Origin of the sequence: Ferrovum sp. JA12 (genome assembly GCF_001431705.1) — a bacterium.
In the GTDB taxonomy this organism is placed as follows: domain Bacteria; phylum Pseudomonadota; class Gammaproteobacteria; order Burkholderiales; family Ferrovaceae; genus PN-J185.
In genome coordinates this window covers 74651-93522 of sequence record NZ_LJWX01000002.1, presented here as the reverse complement: position 1 = coordinate 93522, position 18872 = coordinate 74651, and the positions used below count along the sequence as shown (strand labels likewise).

Annotated in this window: 17 protein-coding genes and 1 pseudogene; 12 read left to right on the top strand and 6 right to left on the bottom strand. The window is 44.8% G+C overall.

Annotated features, from left to right (window positions below; all coding sequences use genetic code 11):
• Positions 1–182 precede the first annotated feature (182 nt).
• Genes FERRO_RS05495 through FERRO_RS05485 form a run of 3 tightly spaced genes read left to right on the top strand, consistent with a single transcriptional unit; the run spans position 183 to position 3389 of the window.
• Complete coding sequence (locus tag FERRO_RS05495; protein WP_056929895.1) at positions 183–1592, top strand: circularly permuted type 2 ATP-grasp protein; 1410 nt, start codon at positions 183–185, stop codon at positions 1590–1592.
• A gap of 2 nt (positions 1593–1594) precedes the next feature.
• Positions 1595–2575, top strand: a complete 981-nt coding sequence (locus FERRO_RS05490) for an alpha-E domain-containing protein (protein WP_056929894.1) — start codon at positions 1595–1597, stop codon at positions 2573–2575.
• 40 nt (positions 2576–2615) lie between these two features.
• Positions 2616–3389 carry a hypothetical protein gene (locus tag FERRO_RS05485; RefSeq protein ID WP_056929893.1) on the top strand — a complete coding sequence of 258 codons (774 nt, stop codon included), beginning with the start codon at positions 2616–2618 and terminating at the stop codon, positions 3387–3389.
• Here FERRO_RS05485 and lolD read toward each other — a convergent pair.
• Together lolD and FERRO_RS05475 are read right to left on the bottom strand one after the other, a co-directional pair.
• A complete protein-coding gene (gene lolD, locus FERRO_RS05480) occupies positions 3386–4084 on the bottom strand; it encodes a lipoprotein-releasing ABC transporter ATP-binding protein LolD (RefSeq protein ID WP_056929892.1) in 699 nt (232 codons plus the stop codon). The genes FERRO_RS05485 and lolD overlap by 4 nt on opposite strands.
• Positions 4077–5324: a lipoprotein-releasing ABC transporter permease subunit gene (locus tag FERRO_RS05475; protein WP_056929891.1), complete on the bottom strand. Its 1248-nt coding sequence runs from the start codon at positions 5322–5324 to the stop codon at positions 4077–4079. The genes lolD and FERRO_RS05475 overlap by 8 nt, the downstream gene beginning before the upstream one ends.
• A 55-nt stretch (positions 5325–5379) precedes the next feature.
• Here FERRO_RS05475 and FERRO_RS05470 point away from each other — a divergent pair, with 55 nt between their 5' ends.
• The 8 genes and pseudogenes from FERRO_RS05470 (at position 5380) to FERRO_RS05435 (ending at position 13911) form a co-directional block, all read left to right on the top strand.
• Entirely contained in the window at positions 5380–6246 is an 867-nt protein-coding gene (locus FERRO_RS05470) for a hypothetical protein (protein WP_056929890.1), read from the top strand.
• A gap of 4 nt (positions 6247–6250) precedes the next feature.
• Positions 6251–7960 (top strand): single-stranded-DNA-specific exonuclease RecJ, encoded by a 1710-nt coding sequence (gene recJ / locus FERRO_RS05465; protein WP_082601209.1) that lies wholly within the window; start codon positions 6251–6253, stop codon positions 7958–7960.
• 26 nt (positions 7961–7986) lie between these two features.
• Positions 7987–9091, top strand: a protein-coding gene (gene prfB / locus FERRO_RS05460) for a peptide chain release factor 2 (RefSeq protein WP_342586491.1) whose coding sequence is annotated in 2 segments (ribosomal slippage) — positions 7987–8067 and positions 8069–9091 — 1104 coding nt in all. Because the reading frame shifts where the segments join, the coding sequence is not laid out codon by codon here.
• Positions 9092–9110: 19 nt separating this feature from the next.
• Complete coding sequence (gene lysS / locus FERRO_RS05455) at positions 9111–10592, top strand: lysine--tRNA ligase (RefSeq protein ID WP_056929889.1); 1482 nt, start codon at positions 9111–9113, stop codon at positions 10590–10592.
• Between the two features lie 119 nt (positions 10593–10711).
• Positions 10712–11119, top strand: coding sequence for a GlcG/HbpS family heme-binding protein (locus FERRO_RS05450; RefSeq protein WP_056929888.1), 408 nt, complete (start codon positions 10712–10714; stop codon positions 11117–11119).
• Positions 11120–12202: an elongation factor P maturation arginine rhamnosyltransferase EarP gene (gene earP, locus FERRO_RS05445; protein WP_056929887.1), complete on the top strand. Its 1083-nt coding sequence runs from the start codon at positions 11120–11122 to the stop codon at positions 12200–12202. It abuts the gene before it with no gap.
• 39 nt (positions 12203–12241) lie between these two features.
• Positions 12242–12801, top strand: a pseudogene (efp, locus tag FERRO_RS05440) (elongation factor P).
• Between the two features lie 12 nt (positions 12802–12813).
• Entirely contained in the window at positions 12814–13911 is a 1098-nt protein-coding gene (locus FERRO_RS05435; protein WP_056929886.1) for an alpha/beta hydrolase, read from the top strand.
• 106 nt (positions 13912–14017) lie between these two features.
• On the opposite strand, the gene pntB is transcribed toward FERRO_RS05435, so the two are convergent.
• The 4 genes from pntB to FERRO_RS05415 form a co-directional block, all read right to left on the bottom strand.
• A complete protein-coding gene (pntB, locus tag FERRO_RS05430; protein ID WP_056929885.1) occupies positions 14018–15406 on the bottom strand; it encodes a Re/Si-specific NAD(P)(+) transhydrogenase subunit beta in 1389 nt (462 codons plus the stop codon).
• 10 nt (positions 15407–15416) lie between these two features.
• The gene (locus FERRO_RS05425) at positions 15417–16988 is read right to left on the bottom strand and encodes a Re/Si-specific NAD(P)(+) transhydrogenase subunit alpha (protein WP_056929884.1); all 1572 of its coding nucleotides are present in this window, start codon (positions 16986–16988) and stop codon (positions 15417–15419) included.
• A 104-nt stretch (positions 16989–17092) separates the two neighbouring features.
• The gene (ampD, locus tag FERRO_RS05420) at positions 17093–17641 is read right to left on the bottom strand and encodes a 1,6-anhydro-N-acetylmuramyl-L-alanine amidase AmpD (protein ID WP_056929883.1); all 549 of its coding nucleotides are present in this window, start codon (positions 17639–17641) and stop codon (positions 17093–17095) included.
• A complete protein-coding gene (locus FERRO_RS05415; protein ID WP_056929882.1) occupies positions 17642–17878 on the bottom strand; it encodes a PP0621 family protein in 237 nt (78 codons plus the stop codon).
• 96 nt (positions 17879–17974) lie between these two features.
• Here FERRO_RS05415 and FERRO_RS05410 point away from each other — a divergent pair, with 96 nt between their 5' ends.
• Positions 17975–18871 (top strand): DMT family transporter, encoded by an 897-nt coding sequence (locus FERRO_RS05410; protein WP_056929881.1) that lies wholly within the window; start codon positions 17975–17977, stop codon positions 18869–18871.
• Position 18872: the final 1 nt, after the last annotated feature.

The following is an 18872-nucleotide window of genomic DNA, read 5'->3' as shown; positions in this document are numbered from 1 at the left end:
ATAACTCAAAGAAACACCTCATTAAGCACCACTTAGGTGCATTCCTGATGCCTACAAATTGTGCGAACTCGCACCAAAATGGCTATTATCCTCATGAGATACCGATACTACTTGATCTTTCAACCCCTATCGGGGTGGCATGGATATTGCGTGCTTTAGAACAACATACATAAGGATGCATTATGACTATCCATGATGAAATGTACGAAAAAAATGGCGTCATTACTCCGCTATATCAGAATTATCAAAAATGGCTTGCAAAACAAGATCCTGATTTGCTAAATAAAAAGCATCGGGAAGCTCAGCTACTTTTTGCACGGCTCGGTATCACTTTTGCGGTGTATGGAGATGGCATGGGCAATGAACGCTCCATTCCCTTTGATGTTATTCCTAGGTTACTTAGCCAATCTTCATGGAATACGGTAGCGCTGGGTTGTATTCAGCGTATTAGGGCACTCAATCTTTTCCTCAAAGACATTTATCACCAACAAGAAATCATTCAGGCAGGCATTATTCCTGCTGAGCAAATCATAAATAATAGTCAGTTTAGACCAGAAATGAAGCATATTTATGTGGCTCACGATATTTACGCACACATCGCGGGTATAGATATTGTCAAAGTTAATGACAATGAATTTTATGTTCTTGAGGACAATTTAAGAACTCCTTCCGGTTCCTCTTATATGATCGAGAACCGACGAATGATGATGCGTCTGTTTCCAGAGCTTTTCTCAAAACTCAATATTGCCCCTGTTGATCATTATCCGGAAATTTTAGTGGAAGGATTAAGAGCGGTGAGTCCTCAGCAAGTAAAGCAACCCACGGTGGTGTTATTAACACCAGGCTCCTATAACAGTGCTTACTTTGAACATGCTTTTCTAGCACAAGAAATGGGCATCGAATTAGTTGAAGGAGCCGATTTATTTGTTAAAAACGATCAAGTATTCATGAAAACCACAGAAGGGCCTCAACAAGTTGATGTGATCTATCGCCGCATTGATGATGACTTCATCGACCCAGAGGCATTCAGAGCAGACTCTATGTTGGGGGTACCAGGGCTATTAAGACCTATCCGAGCAGGATCGGTGACCCTTGCCAACGCCATCGGCACTGGGGTCGCGGATGACAAATCCACCTATGTCTTTGTCCCTGAAATGATACGTTTTTACTTAGGGGAAAAACCTATTCTTAATAATGTACCGACTTTTCGGCTCACTATCGCCGATGACTTTATGTATGTGCTAGCCAACTTAGAGAACTTGGTAGTGAAAGAAGTTCAGGGATCTGGAGGTTATGGCATGTTAATTGGGCCGCAAGCCAGTCGAGATGAAATTGATACCTTCCGTAAAAAAATCATGGCCCATCCTGAAAAGTATATTGCTCAACCCACGCTTTCACTATCCACATGTCCCACGCTAGTGGAAAAGGGCATCGCACCACGCCATGTAGACTTAAGGCCATATATTGTGAGTGGTAGAGAGGTTAAAATTACCCCTGGAGGATTGACTCGTGTTGCACTCAATGAGGGCTCGCTCATTGTCAACTCCTCACAGGGTGGTGGCACCAAAGATACCTGGATAGTGGGAGAATAAACATGTTAAGCCGAACCGCAGAGAATCTTTATTGGATGGCACGGCATATAGAACGCGCAGAAAATACTGCACGACTTTTGGATGCGACCTATCACAGTCTATTAATGCCAGGTCATAATCAAGAGAGTCCTAATGCCCCCTCTTGGGAGGTCCCTCTCATTTCCATGGGTTTGATTGAACATTTTTATGAACTCTTCACACAACTAACACCAGAAAATATCCTACAATATTTAGTCACCTCCAGTGACAATCAATCAAGTATTTTCAGTAGCCTCGCCGCTGCCAGAGAAAACGCAAGGACAGTTCGTGGAGCGATCACTTCAGAAATGTGGGAGAGTATTAACAGTACTTGGTTAGAGTTTAAAGACATGAGTGATCTTCAACTAAATCCGTCTCAGGTTGGTAAGCTGTTTGACCGAGTAAAGCGACGCTCACATGTTTTTCGTGGAGTAACAGTTGGCACCGCCCTGCATGATGAAGCCTATCACTTTATTAGACTGGGCAGTTTTATGGAACGAGCTGACAACACGGCACGCATTCTTGATGTGAAATACCATATCCTCTTACCTACAATTGATGATATTGGGGGTGCTGTTGACTATTATCAGTGGGGAGCATTATTAAAGTCTGTTAGCGCTTTTGAGGCTTATCGAAAGATTTATCGCGATGTCATTGACGCTCAGAAGGTGGCTGAATTATTGATTTTAAGAATGAATATGCCCCGCTCTCTTCATGCCTGCTTAGATGAAATTGATGGTATTTTAAATATTATGATTACCCTCAATAATTACGAGGCGAGACGTCTCTCAGGAGAGATTCATGCGAAATTACACTACGGACAAATAAAAACCATTATTAAAAGAGGATTACATGAATATTTAAGTGAATTCATTAATGATATGGCCCTATTAAGTACAGAAATCAATCGTAGCTTCTTCGCTATTAATCATGATTGGTTTAGTGACCGCCCGTATTTTTCTTAAGTATGGTATGTTTTATATATAAATTTCAGGAAATCTTTAAATGACCTATTGTGTGGCCACGAATTTATTACAAGGAATGATTTTTGCCTCGGATTCGCGAACCAATGCAGGAGTCGATAATATCGCCAAATTCTGTAAATGTCGTATTCTTGAGAAACAAGGCGAAAGAGTTATTGTTACCTTAAGTTCAGGCAATCTAGCTATCAGTCAAGGAACCATCAGTTTATTATTGCAAAGAGGGCGAGATAACGACCAAAAAAATGTGTGGAATTGCCATTCCATGTATGACGTAGCTATTTTAATTGGTGATTGTTTACGTGATATTCAAGAACGTGACGGAGAGTATTTAAAACAACGAAATATTGATACCGCAGCTAATTTTATTGTGGGCGGGCAAATCAAAGGAGAAGGTCCGCGTTTATTTCTTATCTACAGCGAAGGAAACTTTATCGAAGCCTCTGAGGGTACTTTGTTTTTCCAAATTGGCGAAACCAAATATGGCAAACCCATTCTTGACCGCGTATTAACTCCCGCCACCTCGCTTCCTGTGGCCACTAAATCAATCATTGTTTCATTTGATTCAACCATGCGTAGCAACATATCGGTGGGACCGCCCATTGATTTAGTGATCATTGAAAAAGACACATTTAAAATAGCCGTTCATCAGCGCCTAGAGGAAGGAGACCCTTACCTGAACCTTGTTCATCATCAATGGGGGGAAGGTCTTAAGAAAGCCTTTACTGAACTGGCTGATATGCCATGGGAGACTAACGGCAACTCTGTTTATCCGTTAGTTCAAACGCCAGACAATTAAACTGCTAAGGAGTCTATTTGATGTAGTTCTCCATCCCGTAATTGATACTGAATATCCGCTCGCGCTGCTAACTCCAAATCATGGGTCACCATAATTAAAGCAGCGCCTTTTTTCCGGTTTAATTGCATCATCAAATCAAAGACATGTTGAGCGGTGAGTCGATCTAAGTTCCCCGTGGGTTCATCAGCGAGCACAATCCGTGGTTGATTGACGAGTGCGCGGGCCACAGCAGCTCTTTGTCGTTCTCCACCCGAGAGCTCCGCTGGACGGTGACCTAAGCGATGACCGAGGCCCACAGCCTCGAGCATGAGACTCGCTTGTTGCTCACTGGACTCCCTGTCCTGTCGGCCAATCCATAAAGGCATGGCAACATTTTCCAGCGCACTAAATTCTGCTAACAAATGATGAAACTGATAAACAAAGCCCAATTTCTGGTTGCGTAGGAGACCCACCTGTTTATCGTGGAGTTGACTTAACACCTGCCCATCGAGGATCACCTCCCCTTCAGTGGGACGATCAAGCCCGCCTAACAAATGTAATAAAGTACTTTTACCACTGCCTGAGGCACCAATAATGGCCACATGTTGCCCAGCGTGGACGGTTAAGTTGATTTTTTTTAGTACCACAATAGAGCTTTGCCCTTGAGTAAATACCTTACTGAGGTTACGCACCTCCAAAATCACCTGACTATTCATAGCGTAAGGCCTCCGCAGGTTGAATACGTGATGCACTATAGCTAGGATAAAGAGTTGCGAGGAGCGTTAGAAAAAAGGATGTCACGGCGATAGTCCATACATCTGACCATTCTAATTTAGAGGGTAGTTCAGAAATAAAATAAATCTGAGGGGATAGAAAATGGACACCAAAAAGATGCTCAATAAAGGGAACAATAGAATGAATATTTAAGGCTATCAACACGCCAAATATCATGCCTCCCAGAGTACCCACCAGACCTATTAACGCTCCTTGAATAATAAAAATTTGCATAATGCTTTGTGAAGAAGCGCCCAGTGTTCTCAGGATAGCAACGTCCGCTTGTTTATCAGTCACCGCCATCACTAAAGTAGAAACAATATTAAAAGCTGCAACGGCCACGATTAATAAGAGAATGATAAACATAACATTTTTCTCAAGGGCCACCGCGCGAAACAAGTTAGCGTGCTCCCTTGTCCAGTCGCTGACCCACGCATCAATGGGTAAAGACTTAACTAGCTGATCCGCAACATGTGGCGCCAACATCAGGTCATCCAGTTTTAAACGAATCCCTGTGACGTCTTGCCCCAAGCGGAACAGCTTTTGTGCATCATGAAGCTCAATCAAGGCTAAACCACTATCATATTCGTACATCCCAACACTGAAGATCCCCACCACGGTGAATTGTTTTAAGCGGGGTAACATGCCGGCAGGAGTCACCTGTCCTTGTGGCGTGATTAAAACAACCTTATCCCCCATCCCCACATGCAAGTGATCAGCCAGAGCACTGCCTATAACGACCCCAAACTGTCCAGGCTGTAAATTATCCAAACGTCCAAGTTTCATGTGTTGACCTAAATCAGCCACCGTATCTTCCTGTTGTGGAATAATCCCCCGCACAATGGCGCCTTGTGCCCGGTTATCGCTGGTTAACATTCCTTGCCCCATGATATAAGGCGCTGCTGCACTGACATGAGGAACACGGATAGCTTGATCCATAATCTGTTGCCATTGGCTCAGCCCTGTATCCTCATTGGCATAAATCTGTACGTGGGAGGCTACGCCAAGAATGCGCTCACGCATCTCACTTTGAAAACCGTTCATCACGGAAAGCACTATAATAAGAGCAGCGACACCAAGACCGATGCCAGCCATGGAAATCATGGAAATAAAGGAGATAAAGTGATTTTGACGCTGGGCACGCGTATAGCGCAAACCTACGATATGTTCAAAACGTTGCACGATTTAGTCTTTATACTTGATACAAAAATACATTGTAACCTTTAACGCGAAGATTATGAACCATCTTACTTATATTGTGCCAGGCTTAATCCCCGAGAGATTCTCAGGGTCAGTGCCTGAACTACCCTATCTTGAACAGCTATTAGCCCATGCTAAGGTGAATTCTCTAGCCTATCGCCTCACTCGAGAACAATGCTCCACAACCCCCCTTAATACCAGTCAGGCTCGTGAAACTGCCGAGCGAGCAAACCTAACTTCACGCTATCCACACTGGTTACTGTCTACCCCCATTCATTTACATGTAGAGGGCGATGGCTTAGTCTTGATGGATGCCCATACTTTCCCGATCGCTCGTTCAGAGTCCGAGGCGTTGGTGACCACCTTCAATCAACATTTTTTATCAGAGGGGCTTGAGTTTTTTATACTCTCAGAATCTCTGTGGTTGATTGGGAGTCATCATCCGCTGACAACCAATATCCCCCATCCCTTGAGCCGCGCTGGGCGGAGTATAGCGCCTTATCTCCCGCAAGGAGAGCAAGACAAATTCTGGCGCCAATTATTTAATGAATTACAGATGCTCTGTCATGAACACAGCGTAAACCTTAAACGTGAACAAGACCGTCTTCGTCTTATCCATGGGGTTTGGTTTTGGGACAGTCTCACACAACTCTCATTGCCTACCATAGAGGTCATCACCCATTTAGAGGCTCATGCCGCTTATGGAGATTGGGAGAGGTGGAGTGAGGAGTTAATTAATTTGGATAACAGTTTGTTCAAACAAATATACGAACAACTCAAGCTCTCTCAAGGAGAGATCCGGTTATTTGCAACGGATCATCCCAACAGCCGAGAAATTATTTTTAATCCAGTGAATAAATGGAAATTTTGGCGCCGCCCTATCTCTTTATCAACTTTAATTTAACTCTATGAGCTATATTCGTCCAGAACAACTCAAACAAAGAGTATTTGATCAATCTGTGGTCAATCAACTAGTGAACCAAGGATTATCTCCTCTTCACGCTCAACTTTTAGCGCAAAGAGGAATTCACTCAACGACTGATCTGAAACAATCTTTAAAAGAATTACCTCACTGGTCGCAACTCAAAGGGATACATGAAGCAAGTCAGGCTTTAGTGACAGCCATTCTTGAACAAAAAAAAATTGTTATTATTGCAGACTACGATGCTGATGGCGCCACAGCCTGTGCTGTCGCTGTGAGAGCGTTACGCCAGCTAGGGGCCAGAGTGGATTACGTGGTCCCCAATCGCATGACCATGGGCTATGGACTGACGCCGGAGGTGGTGAATCTTGCTGTTCAGAAGCAAGGGCAAGTACTTGTTACCGTTGACAACGGGATTGCCAGTATCAAGGGCGTAGAGTACGCCAATCAGTTAGGTTTAACTGTGATTATTACCGATCACCACTTGCCTGGCGACACCTTACCCAAGGCCAGCGCCATTGTGAATCCCAACCAACCCTTTTGTCCTTTTCCAGCGAAAGCCTTAGCCGGTGTTGGAGTTATCTTTTACGTCATGTTGGCAGTGAGACATGCCTTAAAAGCTCATGGCGTCATAACGGAAGAAACCCAGCCTCATCTTGCTAAGCTTCTTGATTTAGTGGCCCTTGGGACGATAGCGGACTTGGCCTCACTGGACGCGGATAATCGACTCTTAGTTCAAGAGGGCTTGAACCGTATACGGCAAGGAAGCATGCAGCCTGGAATCAAAGCCTTGTTGCAATTGGCGGGCAAGGACTTTCGTCGTATTCAAAGTAATGATTTAGGGTTTGCTTTGGGTCCTAGGATTAATGCGGCGGGAAGAATGGATGATATGACCGTTGGGATTGAGTGCCTAATCACCGAGCGGGCAGACCATGCTTTGCTGTTAGCAGAACAATTAAATAACTTTAATCAGGATAGAAAGTTTGTTGAAGAGAGCATGCAGCAAAATGCTCTAGAACAACTCGATACGCTCGATATTAAAGATCAATTAACCCTCTCTTTATATAATGAAGCGTGGCATCCTGGGGTAGTAGGTTTAGTGGCATCACGTCTCAAGGAGAAATATCACCGCCCTGTCTTTGCTTTTGCTAACAATATTGAGAACTCAACCATCCGCGGCTCAGGGCGCAGTATTCCAGGCTTTCACTTACGCGATGCCCTAGACATCATTAGTAAACGCTACCCCAATGTGATTGAGCGCTTTGGGGGGCATGCTGCGGCAGCTGGCGCCAGTATTTATAAAGATCAATGGACTGTATTTTCAGAGGCATTTGAAGAGGTTGCAAAAGTATATTTAAACGAGGAGGCTATGACGCAAACAGTGTTTTATGACTCAACACTTAACGTCGACGATATTACACTTGATCTCGCCGAACTGTGCGTGCAAGAAGTATGGGGGCAAAACTTCCCTAACCCGTTATTTATGGGTGAATTCCTGATTCAAGAACAGCGTTTAGTGGGAGAAAAACATTCCAAGTTGGTGTTAACTATGGGAGAGAAAAAATTCCAAGGTATTTATTTTAAATACTCAGATCCGCTACCCAAACAAATCAGGCTATTGTTTCGCGTCACGAATAATGAATGGAATGGTCGCCATCAATTACAACTCGAAATCAACCATTGGTGTCATGTATAATACAAATTTTTGAATTAAGACAGGCTATGGAAGCAGAACAACTCAATACTCTTATCCATTTACAACAGGATCTTGAAACTCGGATTGCTGCGCTTCGGGGGTATCTTTGACTACGATAATAAAATCGTACGTCTCGAGCAAATAATCTCTCTCTCTGAAGACCCTCTTGTATGGCAAGACAGTAAAAAAAGCCAAGAACTCGGCAAAGAAAGGAAGCTACTTGAGGAAACCATTGATCAAATCGATCGTTCTACCATAGCTCTTAAGGACGCCAAAGAGCTTAGCGAATTAGCCTTATCTGAACAAGATGATGAATCGCTGGAAGCTGTTTTTTCGGATATTCGGCAATTAGAAAAAGATGTCGTGCAGATGGAATTCAGAAGAATGTTTTCTCATCCCATGGACGCCGCCAACTGTTTTGTGGATATTCAATCGGGCTCGGGTGGGACTGAGGCACAGGATTGGGCTTCTATGCTATTGCGAATGTATTTGCGCTATACGGAAAGAAAAGGATTTGGTGTTGAGATTTTAGAAGAGTCTCCTGGTGAGGTAGCTGGCATAAAAAGTGCCACACTAAAAATCAATGGATCCTATGCCTACGGGCATTTGAGAACAGAAACTGGGGTTCATCGTTTAGTACGTAAATCTCCCTTTGACTCTGGTAACCGCCGCCACACCTCCTTTGCCTCAGTCTTCGTTTATCCTGAGGTGGATGAAACCATAGAAGTGGAAATTAATCCTGCTGACTTACGTATTGATACCTTCCGTGCATCAGGAGCTGGTGGCCAGCATATCAATAAAACCGATTCTGCCGTTCGCATTACTCACCTGCCCTCAAATATTGCCGTGCAGTGTCAAAGCGATCGTTCTCAGCACAGAAACCGGGCTGAGGCCATGGCAATGCTTAAATCTCGTTTATATGAAGTGGAACTTCGTAAACGCAATGAAGAAAAGCAAGCGATGGAAGAGAGTAAAACTGATATTGGATGGGGACATCAAATTCGTTCCTATGTTCTCGACCAATCGCGTATTAAAGATCTTAGAACACAAGTTGAAATGGGTAATACACAGGCTGTATTAGATGGCGATTTAGATATTTTTATCGAAGCCAGTTTGAAACAAGGGGTTTAACCTACGTTAAGGATGAATTATGTCTGAAGAAAGTAACCAAATCATTGAGGAACGTCGCCAAAAACTGAAAGCCCTTCGCGAAAAAGGCGTTGCCTTTCCCAACGACTTTAACCGACAACATGAGGCAGGGCCACTGCATGCTCAATTTGGACAAAGCAGCGCTGAACAACTGGCAGAACCCCGCCAACAGGTGGCTATGGCAGGACGCATGGTACTCAAGCGCGTCATGGGTAAAGCCAGCTTCGCTACCCTACAAGATGGCACAGGGCGCATGCAAATCTATGCGCAACGTGATGAAGTGGGTGAAGAGATTTACCAAGATTTCAAACATTGGGATTTAGGCGACATTATGGCGGTGGAGGGCTATCTCTTTATCACCAAAACTGGGGAACTGACTATCCACGCCACAGCTATTCGTTTGTTAACTAAAGCCTTGCGTCCTTTGCCTGAAAAGTTTCATGGACTCAACGATCAAGAACAAAAATATCGTCAACGTTATCTGGATTTAATCACCAATGAACACTCACGGCATGTTTTTGTAACACGCAGCCGTATTATTCAAAAAATTCGTGAGTTTTTAGTGAACCGCCATTATCTTGAAGTGGAAACCCCCATGATGCATCCAATTCCAGGTGGGGCTGCTGCTAAACCTTTTGTTACCCATCACAATGCCTTGGATATGCCTCTTTATTTAAGAATCGCTCCAGAGCTCTACTTAAAACGGCTCGTGGTTGGTGGGATGGAGCGTGTCTTTGAGATTAATAGAAACTTCCGTAATGAAGGCATTTCCACGCGACACAACCCTGAATTCACCATGATTGAATTTTATGAAGCCTATCGTGACTATCGTTATTTAATGACTTTAACCGAGGAAATGTTCCGTTTTGTTGCCGAATCGGTGTTAGGGACGACACTCATTACCTATGATGAAAAAACCATCGATTTGGCACAACCCTTCCACCGCCTCACCATTATAGAGGCGATTCAAAAATACCATCCTCATTATAGCGATCAACAATTAAAGGATAAGACGTTTCTAACCGAAGAAGTGAAACGTCTAGGGGGACACATTCGTCCCAATGAGGGGTTAGGGGGATTACAACTTCTGTTGTTCGAAGAAACCACTGAATCTTTATTGTTTGAACCTACCTTTATTATTGACTACCCCGCTGAGGTGTCTCCTTTAGCAAGACGCAGCGATCAATTCCCAGAGATTACCGAACGCTTTGAATTATTTATTACCGGTCGTGAGATTGCTAACGGGTTCTCTGAGCTGAACGATCCGGAAGATCAGGCGCAACGCTTCCTGGATCAAGTGAAACAAAAAGAGGCTGGGGATCAAGAAGCAATGCATTATGATGGGGATTATATCCGTGCGTTAGAACATGGACTGCCCCCCACGGCCGGAGAAGGGATAGGTATTGACCGCTTAGTCATGTTACTCACTAACAGTCCAACCATTCGAGATGTACTGCTGTTCCCACAAATGCGGCCTGAATAATCTGGGGTGATGAGAGATAGCAAAAATTGTTAAATAATAGCCACATTGCTATTGATGGGTAGGCCCTAAATCTCGATTTTGAGTATGATAGAATCTGTTTTATTTAAGAAAGGTTTTTTATGCAAACTCGACTCTCTCTAGAACTCAATGATGCAAAACGTATTGCCGAGGCAGCTCGCCTCACTGCAGAGTCTAATCAATGGAATGTGGTCATTTCTATTTTAGATGAGGGTGGCCATTTGATTTATTTGGAGCGCATGGATGGAACCCAAAAAGGCTCTGTGGTCGTGTCTCAAGAAAAAGCCAAAACCGCCTATTTATTTAACCGTCCCACTAAAAAACTCGAAGAAGTGGTAGCTGGTGGTCGCACAGTCATGCTCAAGCTGACTGGTTCCACTCCCATTGAAGGAGGGTTACCGCTGGTATATCAAGGCCAATTAGTGGGAGCCATTGGTATTTCAGGTGTCCAATCTTCGCAAGATGGCATTATCGCGCAAGCGGGAGCTGATTACCTCGCACAGCTTTAGATGGATGTAAAAACGCCATACTGGCATTGCTTTTGTCAAGTCATCGATAATTTTGGTGATGCCGGAGTGGCGTTGCGTCTTTGTCGCGAGTTATCCCTCAGGCAAGAGTATTTGGTCACATTGTTTATAGATGATCTGCCTCTCATCCTCAGCCTAATGGATGAACAAGATCGGCAGTTGTTTACTGTTCGGGCATGGTCGGCTGTAGATACTCTTGAGGAGACTGCGCCAAGAATCGTGAGTTTATTTGGTTGTTCTCTTCCCCTTGGGTACATAAAACTCATCGACCCTAATACGCCAATTCCCCTATGGGTAAATATAGAACATCTCAGCGCAGAAAAGTGGATTGAGTCATTTCATCTCAAACCCTCACCGCATCCACCACTCACGGAGTTTTTTTTCTATCCAGGCTTCACAAGAGGGAGTGGGGGACTGATTCACGGTGATAACAATGATTCTAAAGAACTTGAGGCTCCTCCTCCTTCAATCAGAGACTGGCAACAGCAACCTTTTAAAATACTGTTATTTTATTATCACAACCCTTCAGTCTTAAGCCTGCTTAATAGCCTTAAGACTCTATCTATCCCTTGTCTACTCTATATCCCTACGGCTTTGAGGCAAGCCGAAGAAATCAGAGCCTGGCAGAAACAATATCTCAGGCATACAGCTCTTAAAATTATTTGGTTGGAGCGTATGGTTCAGAGTGCCTTTGATGACATGATGAGGCAATGCGATCTTCTCTTTGTCCGTGGTGAAGACACTTGGGCACGGGCTCAATTGATGGGGAAGCCCCTTCTCTGGCAGATTTACCCCCAGGAAAAAAACGCTCACTGGCCCAAGCTTGAAGCTTTTTTAGAACGTTACACTGAAAACATTCCTCAACCAAAGATAAAACAAATGATTATCACCCTTCACCATCAGTGGAACCAAGGCGTTCCCATTACTCCTATGGAATGTGAGGAGTTGGTGACCCACTGGCAGAATTTAATAGAACATGCTGACCGTTGGCAAAAAGAGTTACTGCGGCAAAATGATCTGATCCATCAACTTATCCAATTTATAGAAAACCACCGTGAAATTTGAGTATAATATGCGGTTTATTGAATCACATTGAGACCCATTATGAAACAAGCTCAAGAATTACGTCCCGGTAACGTCATCATGGTAGGCAAAGACCCTATGGTGATCCAAAAAGCCGAATACAACAAAGGCGGCCGTAGTTCCGCTGTTGTGAAAATGAAATTAAAGAATCTACTCACAGGCGCCGCAAGCGAAGTGGTTTACAAAGCAGATGATAAATTAGATCAAGTGATTTTAGAGCATAATGAAGTGACCTACTCTTATTTTGCAGATCCTTCATATGTCTTTATGGATAGTGAATACAATCAATTTGAAGTGGATCAGGAAAACATGGGGGAGGCACTCAACTATCTAGAAGATGGGATGGCCTGTGAAATTACACTCTATGATGGTCGTCCTATTTCGGTACAGTTACCTAACTCTGTGGTCCGTGAAATTGAATACACAGAGCCTGCTGTACGCGGAGACACCTCTGGTAAGGTATTAAAACCTGCCAAACTTAAAAATGGTTACGAAATTGCTGTACCGCTTTTTGTGAACCCGGTGACAAGATTGAAATTGACACCACGACGGGTGAATATCGTCGTCGCGTTAACTCTTAAGCGAGACACTTAGTGCTTATCTCACGTCCAGATATTCAACCTGGACGTGTATTTTTTCTTGAACATCATTCACAGGTCTTGCACAATAATCCTCTGCAAGATAGCGCCACCCGACTTCACCCTGTTTGGGTTCCCCCAGGCTTTTCAGAAAAACAACAACAGGGGCAACGTTTCTCCTTAGTATTTGAATTAGCAGGTTTCCTTGGCTCAGGACTGGGACGCATTGCTTGGCGACCCTTTGATGAGAGTATTGTAGAGAGACTAAACCGTCTGTATCATGAGCAACGAATTCCTGACCTGATTGTAGTGTTTCCAGATGCTTTTACGCGTCTTGGAGGTAATCAATATATCAATTCAAGCGCTGTAGGTAATTATGGCGACTATATTAATCAGGAGTTACTCTCCTTCGTAGACAGATCCTTGCCCACTATTAGCCATCCCGACAAACGCATTATTTATGGAAAATCCTCAGGCGGTTATGGTGCTTTCATGGCAGCCCTACTCTACCCTGACACCTGGGGCAATGTGGGAATGCTCTCTGGGGATTGTTTCTTTGATGCGCTCTACCGTCATGATTGGCACAATACCCTAACCACTCTTTCTCAATATGCGCCACAACCCCTGCTGGCAGAAAGCTCTAACCTGCCAAACGAGCAGTCACAAGCGCTGCTATGCCAAGGAATAGATGATGGTCGGATTAGCGCTTTCCTTAGTGCCATGGGCCATAAGGAGCGCCCCAGCCAGCAAGAAAGTCATGCCTTAATGAACCTTTGCATGGCGGCGACCTATGACCCCGATCCTGACGTAGCGAATGGGTTTCGTATTCCTTTTGATGCTTATACAGGGGAACCACTTCATCAACGATGGCAACACTGGCTATCTTGGGATCCTATTCACCGTATGACAGCTCATGGCGAGGCCCTACAAAAACTAAATCATTTATATTTAGATTGTGGCTGGTCGGATCAATACCACATTCACTATGGGATGAGACAACTTTCAAAACAATTAACAGCTATCCATGTTACTCATTCCTACCATGAGTTTTCGGGGACTCACTCAGGTATTGATCACCGCATCGATAAAGCTCTTGCCGTGTTAACTTCTTAAGCGCAAACAACGGTTAAAAATCCTGTCATATGAAAAACCCCAACAGTTAGGACAGATGTCCCACTGTTGGGGTGACGTTTATACAATAAAAGCTTGGTTGTTTAACTTAAGCAGGAATGTGCGACAAAATTGCATCCACACTCTTTTTCGCGTCACCGAACAACATGCGCGTATTGTCTTTAAAGAATAAGGGATTCTCTACACCAGCGTAGCCAGTTGCCATACTGCGTTTAAAGACCACAACTGTTTTAGCTTTCCATACCTCCAGCACGGGCATCCCAGCAATAGGACTACCTGGATCTTCTTGGGCAGAGGGATTAACAATATCATTGGCTCCCACTACCAGAACCGTATCTGTTTCCATGAAGTCGGCGTTGATTTCATCCATTTCAAGGACAATATCATAGGGTACCTTCGCCTCAGCTAGGAGTACGTTCATGTGGCCAGGCAGGCGTCCTGCCACAGGGTGAATGGCAAAGCGAACCTTCACTCCTTTAGCACGTAATCGCTTGGTAATCTCACTGATCACTCCCTGTGCTTGAGCCACAGCCATGCCATAACCTGGAACAATAATCACTTCCTTAGCGTCCATCAACGATTGGGCGGTCTCCTCTGCACTGATTGATACAGCCTCACCTTCTACGGCCGCGGCGCTGGAAGTTCCACCTCCTGTTCCAAAACCTCCCAAAATCACACTGATAAAACTGCGATTCATGGCACGACACATAATATAAGAGAGAATGGCACCGCTGCTACCCACTAAGGCACCGGTCACGATCAAGAGATCATTTGATAACATAAATCCGGTGGCTGCGGCAGCCCATCCTGAATAGCTGTTGAGCATTGACACCACTACGGGCATATCCGCTCCACCAATAGCCATAACAAGATGAATACCTAACAATAGAGCAATCCCTGTCATGATTAGTAAGGGAATAATGCCCGTTGTCGCTGACGCATTTAAAAAGACGTGACCCAAGTAAACGGTCACAATAATACCGAAGAGGTTAAGCCAGTGGCGTAATGGCAGAGTTAACGGTTTACCAGAGATCATGCCACGCAATTTACCAAAGGCAATGATGGATCCGGTAAAGGTCACAGAGCCAATGAACACCCCAATGTAAATCTCTAACTCATGAATGGTGTGTTCAGCGCCCACATAGTGGGCATTGGGATCTAAAAAGCTAGCGTATCCCACCAGCGTTGCAGCCAGACCGACAAAGGAGTGGAGGACGGCAACGAGTTCTGGCATTTGCGTCATCTCCACTCTGACTGCCAGCATCCAACCCACCGCCCCGCCCACTAGAATGGCAGGGATGAGAAGCCATTGACTAATACCTGTCCCAAGAACCGTGGCCAAAATGGCGATGGCCATTCCCGCTGCACCATAGAAGTTTCCTCTACGCGCGGTATCCTGACGTGACAGACCACCTAAACTTAAAATAAACAATATCGCAGAGGCGATATAGCAAACAGTGATTAATCCTGAGTTCATGGGTCAATCCTCAATCTTTACGAAACATATTAAGCATGCGCTGAGTCACTCTAAAGCCACCAGCAATATTTATGGTTGCAATCAACACTGAAAACAGTGCGAGGATCATCACCACGCCATCGGAAGAACCCACCTCAAGCAGGGCACCAATCACGATAATACCGCTAATGGCATTGGTGACACTCATCAAGGGAGTATGAAGGGCTGGAGAAACATTCCAGACCACCATATAGCCCACAAAACAGGCCAATACGAATACCGTAAAATGCGGCAAGAAAGCAGCCGGGGCATAGAGTCCGATGAAGGCAAATAAAACAGCGCCAATCAACAACACACTAGCCAAGGTAGAGACCTTCATAGGTCCTGAGGCGTCACCGTGTTTTGGGGGGGGCGCTGGCATAGCGGCTTGTGCCTTAGCAGGGGCGATGGCAGGCACCTTAAGAGGCGGGGCTGGCCACATTAACTGACCATCATGCACAATGGTAGCGCCGCGAATGACATCATCCTCAAGATTAAGAGTTATTTGCCCATCTTTACTTGGGGTTAAATCCGTTAACAAATGTCTTAAATTGGTCGCGTAGAGTTGACTGGATTGCTGAGAGAGCCGTGACGGAAGATCGGTATAACCGATGATTGTGACGCCCTCTACATGAGCGACTTGCCCCGGTATGGTCCCTTCACAATTGCCACCTTGCTCTGCAGCCAAATCAACAATCACACTACCTCGTTTCATGGAGGCCACCATTTCTTTGGTGATTAATTTGGGGGCTGGTTTACCAGGAATCAAAGCAGTGGTCACAATAATATCCACTTCTTTAGCTTGATTAGCAAAGAGCTCCATTTCCGCTTTAATAAATTCAGGGCTCATTTGTTTAGCATAACCCCCGGTACCAGAGCCTTCCTCCTCAAAGTTAAGCTCTAAAAACTCAGCGCCCATACTTTCGATTTGTTGTTTCACCTCTGGGCGCGTATCAAAAGCGCGAACAATGGCGCCAAGGCCCCTGGCCGTTCCAATAGCAGCTAAGCCTGCCACTCCCGCGCCAATGACCATCACTTTGGCTGGAGGCACTTTACCTGCTGCAGTAATTTGTCCGGTAAAAAAACGTCCAAAATAGTTGGAGGCTTCAACAATGGCACGATATCCTGCGATATTAGCCATGGAACTCAACGCGTCCATTTTTTGTGCCCGTGAAATACGTGGAATGGTATCCACAGCCAGAGCCGTGACACCCTGCTGAATAAAGAGCTCTAATAATGCACTATTTTGGGCTGGCCAGACAAAACCAATGATGACAGTTTTAGGACGTGCGAGGGTCACCTCATTGATACCCGTGTTGGGATCAATTTGTGGCGCGCGAACTTTAAGAATAATGTCAGCTTTTTGCCAAAGGCTATCTCGATCAACCACTTCCACGCCCACAGCGCGGTAATCTTCATCCTGTAGGGATGCCAATTCACCGGCACCACTTTCAATCATGACAGAATAACCCAACTTCATCAGTTGAGAAGCAGATTCAGGGGTGGCAGCTACGCGTCGCTCACCTGGGTGGATTTCCCGAGGAACTCCAATCATCATGGCCATGTACTACTCCTATAAATCGTTTTACGAGACAGTATTCTTTCCAAATTGAGGCATTGTATCCTAGGATCGCGCTTTTATATAGTGACCTTGGTCAAGAGAGCGCTTTAATAATCCTCTCGCAATTTATTTACTCGCTGCCAATCAAAGAAGGGACCAGGATCCTCCTTTCTACCAGGTGCCACATGTTCGTGACCCACAATGTCTTTAATTGGATAATGTTTTTTAAGTAATTCTATAAGCTCTATCAATGTTGTATATTGCTCCTCAGCAAAGGAAGTATCGATGGCTCCTTCTAATTCAATACCAATTGAGTAGTCATTACAATTGGTTCGATTCCGCCATAGGGATTCCCCCGCATGCCAAGCACGATCTTTGGACGAGACATACTGAATCAACGTACCATTACGACGAATCAAAAAATGTGCTGAAACCTCTAACCCCTTTAAAGACTGATAGTAAGGATGAAGAGAGTAATCCAGCTGGTTTAAAAAAAGTTGGGTGATGGCTTCTCCGCCAAACTCCCCCGGAGGCAGGCTAATTGCATGAATAATTAACAGCGACACATCGCAATCTTGTGGTCTCGCATTAAAGTTAGGGGAGTGCATTCTCTGCGCACCCCACACCCAACCTTGGTGATCCATCTTGAAACTCATTTACTGACCCGATTGATCCTGTTGTTTATGGGCAAGGGAGCAGTAGTATCTGCCTCTTACTGCAACCGCCTCTTGGCGCACCACAAAAACGCCACATTTAGCACAACGAACCATTTCTTGAGTATCCTCCAGAGGAGGCTCTTGCGCCTTATTGAGGCTATTTTTCTGTCTTTGCCAGAGTGGATAAACGTACTTAACGCCGAGGTAGAGAATAATCAGCCAGAGCAACAATTTCATCTTACTAGGTGCCCTTTTATTAAAGTTGAAAAAAAGTTCATTAACTCTACAGGAATAAAGTCTTTTACAGTATTATAAAACATTTGCTTCCTAATCATGTCTATTAACCCAACAACTCCGCGCTGGCAAGGTTATCTTGCCGCTTTTACCGTTGTCTGCTGCTGGACAGGATTCAACGTTGTCTCTCGCCTTGGCGGTAAAAGTGTTCTTACCCCCTTTGATGTGGCGGCCCTGAGGTTTTTAGTGTCCGGCATAGTGATGGTACCGGTTTTCTTTATCTTTGGTAACCAACTTAAACGACGACAACTGTTGACGATTGGAACCGTAGGAGGCTTTGGCTATGCCCTATGCGCTTATTCAGGCTTTATGTTCGCTCCCGCCGCTCACGCCGGAATCATTATTAATGGCGGCATCCCTCTTGCCACCGCTGGAATCGCCTGGTTGTTTTTAAAAGATCGACCAAAACCCTTATCGCTGTTAGCTCTTTGCCTCGCCGCCCTAGGCGTTGCCATTATCAGTTTACACAGTTTACATCATCATAATAACGACACGCCCCATGTGATTTGGGGTGACATTTTCTTTATACTGGCCGCCTTAGCCTGGTCAACTTTTGGTATTCTGGTACGTATTTGGCGCATTAGACCTGTAGATGCCATGAGCGGTATTGGAGTGACCTCATTACTGATTTATATTCCTATTTATTTGCTTTTTCTTCCTAAGGGTATCCACGAAGCTTCTCTGTCGACTATCGTATTGCAAGGCTTTTATCAAGGCATTATTGCCGCCTTGGTAGCAGGCTTTTGTTATACCTTCGCCACCTTGGTATTAGGAAGTGGAGCAGCCTCATTAACCTTAGCCATTGTGCCGGGGACTTCAGCGCTTCTTGCTGTTCCTTTTTTAAATGAGGCAATCACTTGGACTACGGGGGCTGGAGTCTTGTTGGTCAGTATTGGCGCCTTGTTAGGCGTTCGAGCGAAAAAAGAAAAAGGCTGAG

Coding starts and splice junctions, on each gene's coding strand:
- FERRO_RS05495 (WP_056929895.1), top strand. CDS start 183: ATGACTATCCATGATGAAATGTACGAAAAAAATGGCGTCATTACTCCG.
- FERRO_RS05490 (WP_056929894.1), top strand. CDS start 1,595: ATGTTAAGCCGAACCGCAGAGAATCTTTATTGGATGGCACGGCATATA.
- FERRO_RS05485 (WP_056929893.1), top strand. CDS start 2,616: ATGACCTATTGTGTGGCCACGAATTTATTACAAGGAATGATTTTTGCC.
- lolD (WP_056929892.1), bottom strand. CDS start 4,084: ATGAATAGTCAGGTGATTTTGGAGGTGCGTAACCTCAGTAAGGTATTT.
- FERRO_RS05470 (WP_056929890.1), top strand. CDS start 5,380: ATGAACCATCTTACTTATATTGTGCCAGGCTTAATCCCCGAGAGATTC.
- recJ (WP_082601209.1), top strand. CDS start 6,251: ATGAGCTATATTCGTCCAGAACAACTCAAACAAAGAGTATTTGATCAA.
- lysS (WP_056929889.1), top strand. CDS start 9,111: ATGTCTGAAGAAAGTAACCAAATCATTGAGGAACGTCGCCAAAAACTG.
- FERRO_RS05450 (WP_056929888.1), top strand. CDS start 10,712: ATGCAAACTCGACTCTCTCTAGAACTCAATGATGCAAAACGTATTGCC.
- earP (WP_056929887.1), top strand. CDS start 11,120: ATGGATGTAAAAACGCCATACTGGCATTGCTTTTGTCAAGTCATCGAT.
- pntB (WP_056929885.1), bottom strand. CDS start 15,406: ATGAACTCAGGATTAATCACTGTTTGCTATATCGCCTCTGCGATATTG.
- FERRO_RS05425 (WP_056929884.1), bottom strand. CDS start 16,988: ATGGCCATGATGATTGGAGTTCCTCGGGAAATCCACCCAGGTGAGCGA.
- ampD (WP_056929883.1), bottom strand. CDS start 17,641: ATGAGTTTCAAGATGGATCACCAAGGTTGGGTGTGGGGTGCGCAGAGA.
- FERRO_RS05415 (WP_056929882.1), bottom strand. CDS start 17,878: ATGAAATTGTTGCTCTGGCTGATTATTCTCTACCTCGGCGTTAAGTAC.
- FERRO_RS05410 (WP_056929881.1), top strand. CDS start 17,975: ATGTCTATTAACCCAACAACTCCGCGCTGGCAAGGTTATCTTGCCGCT.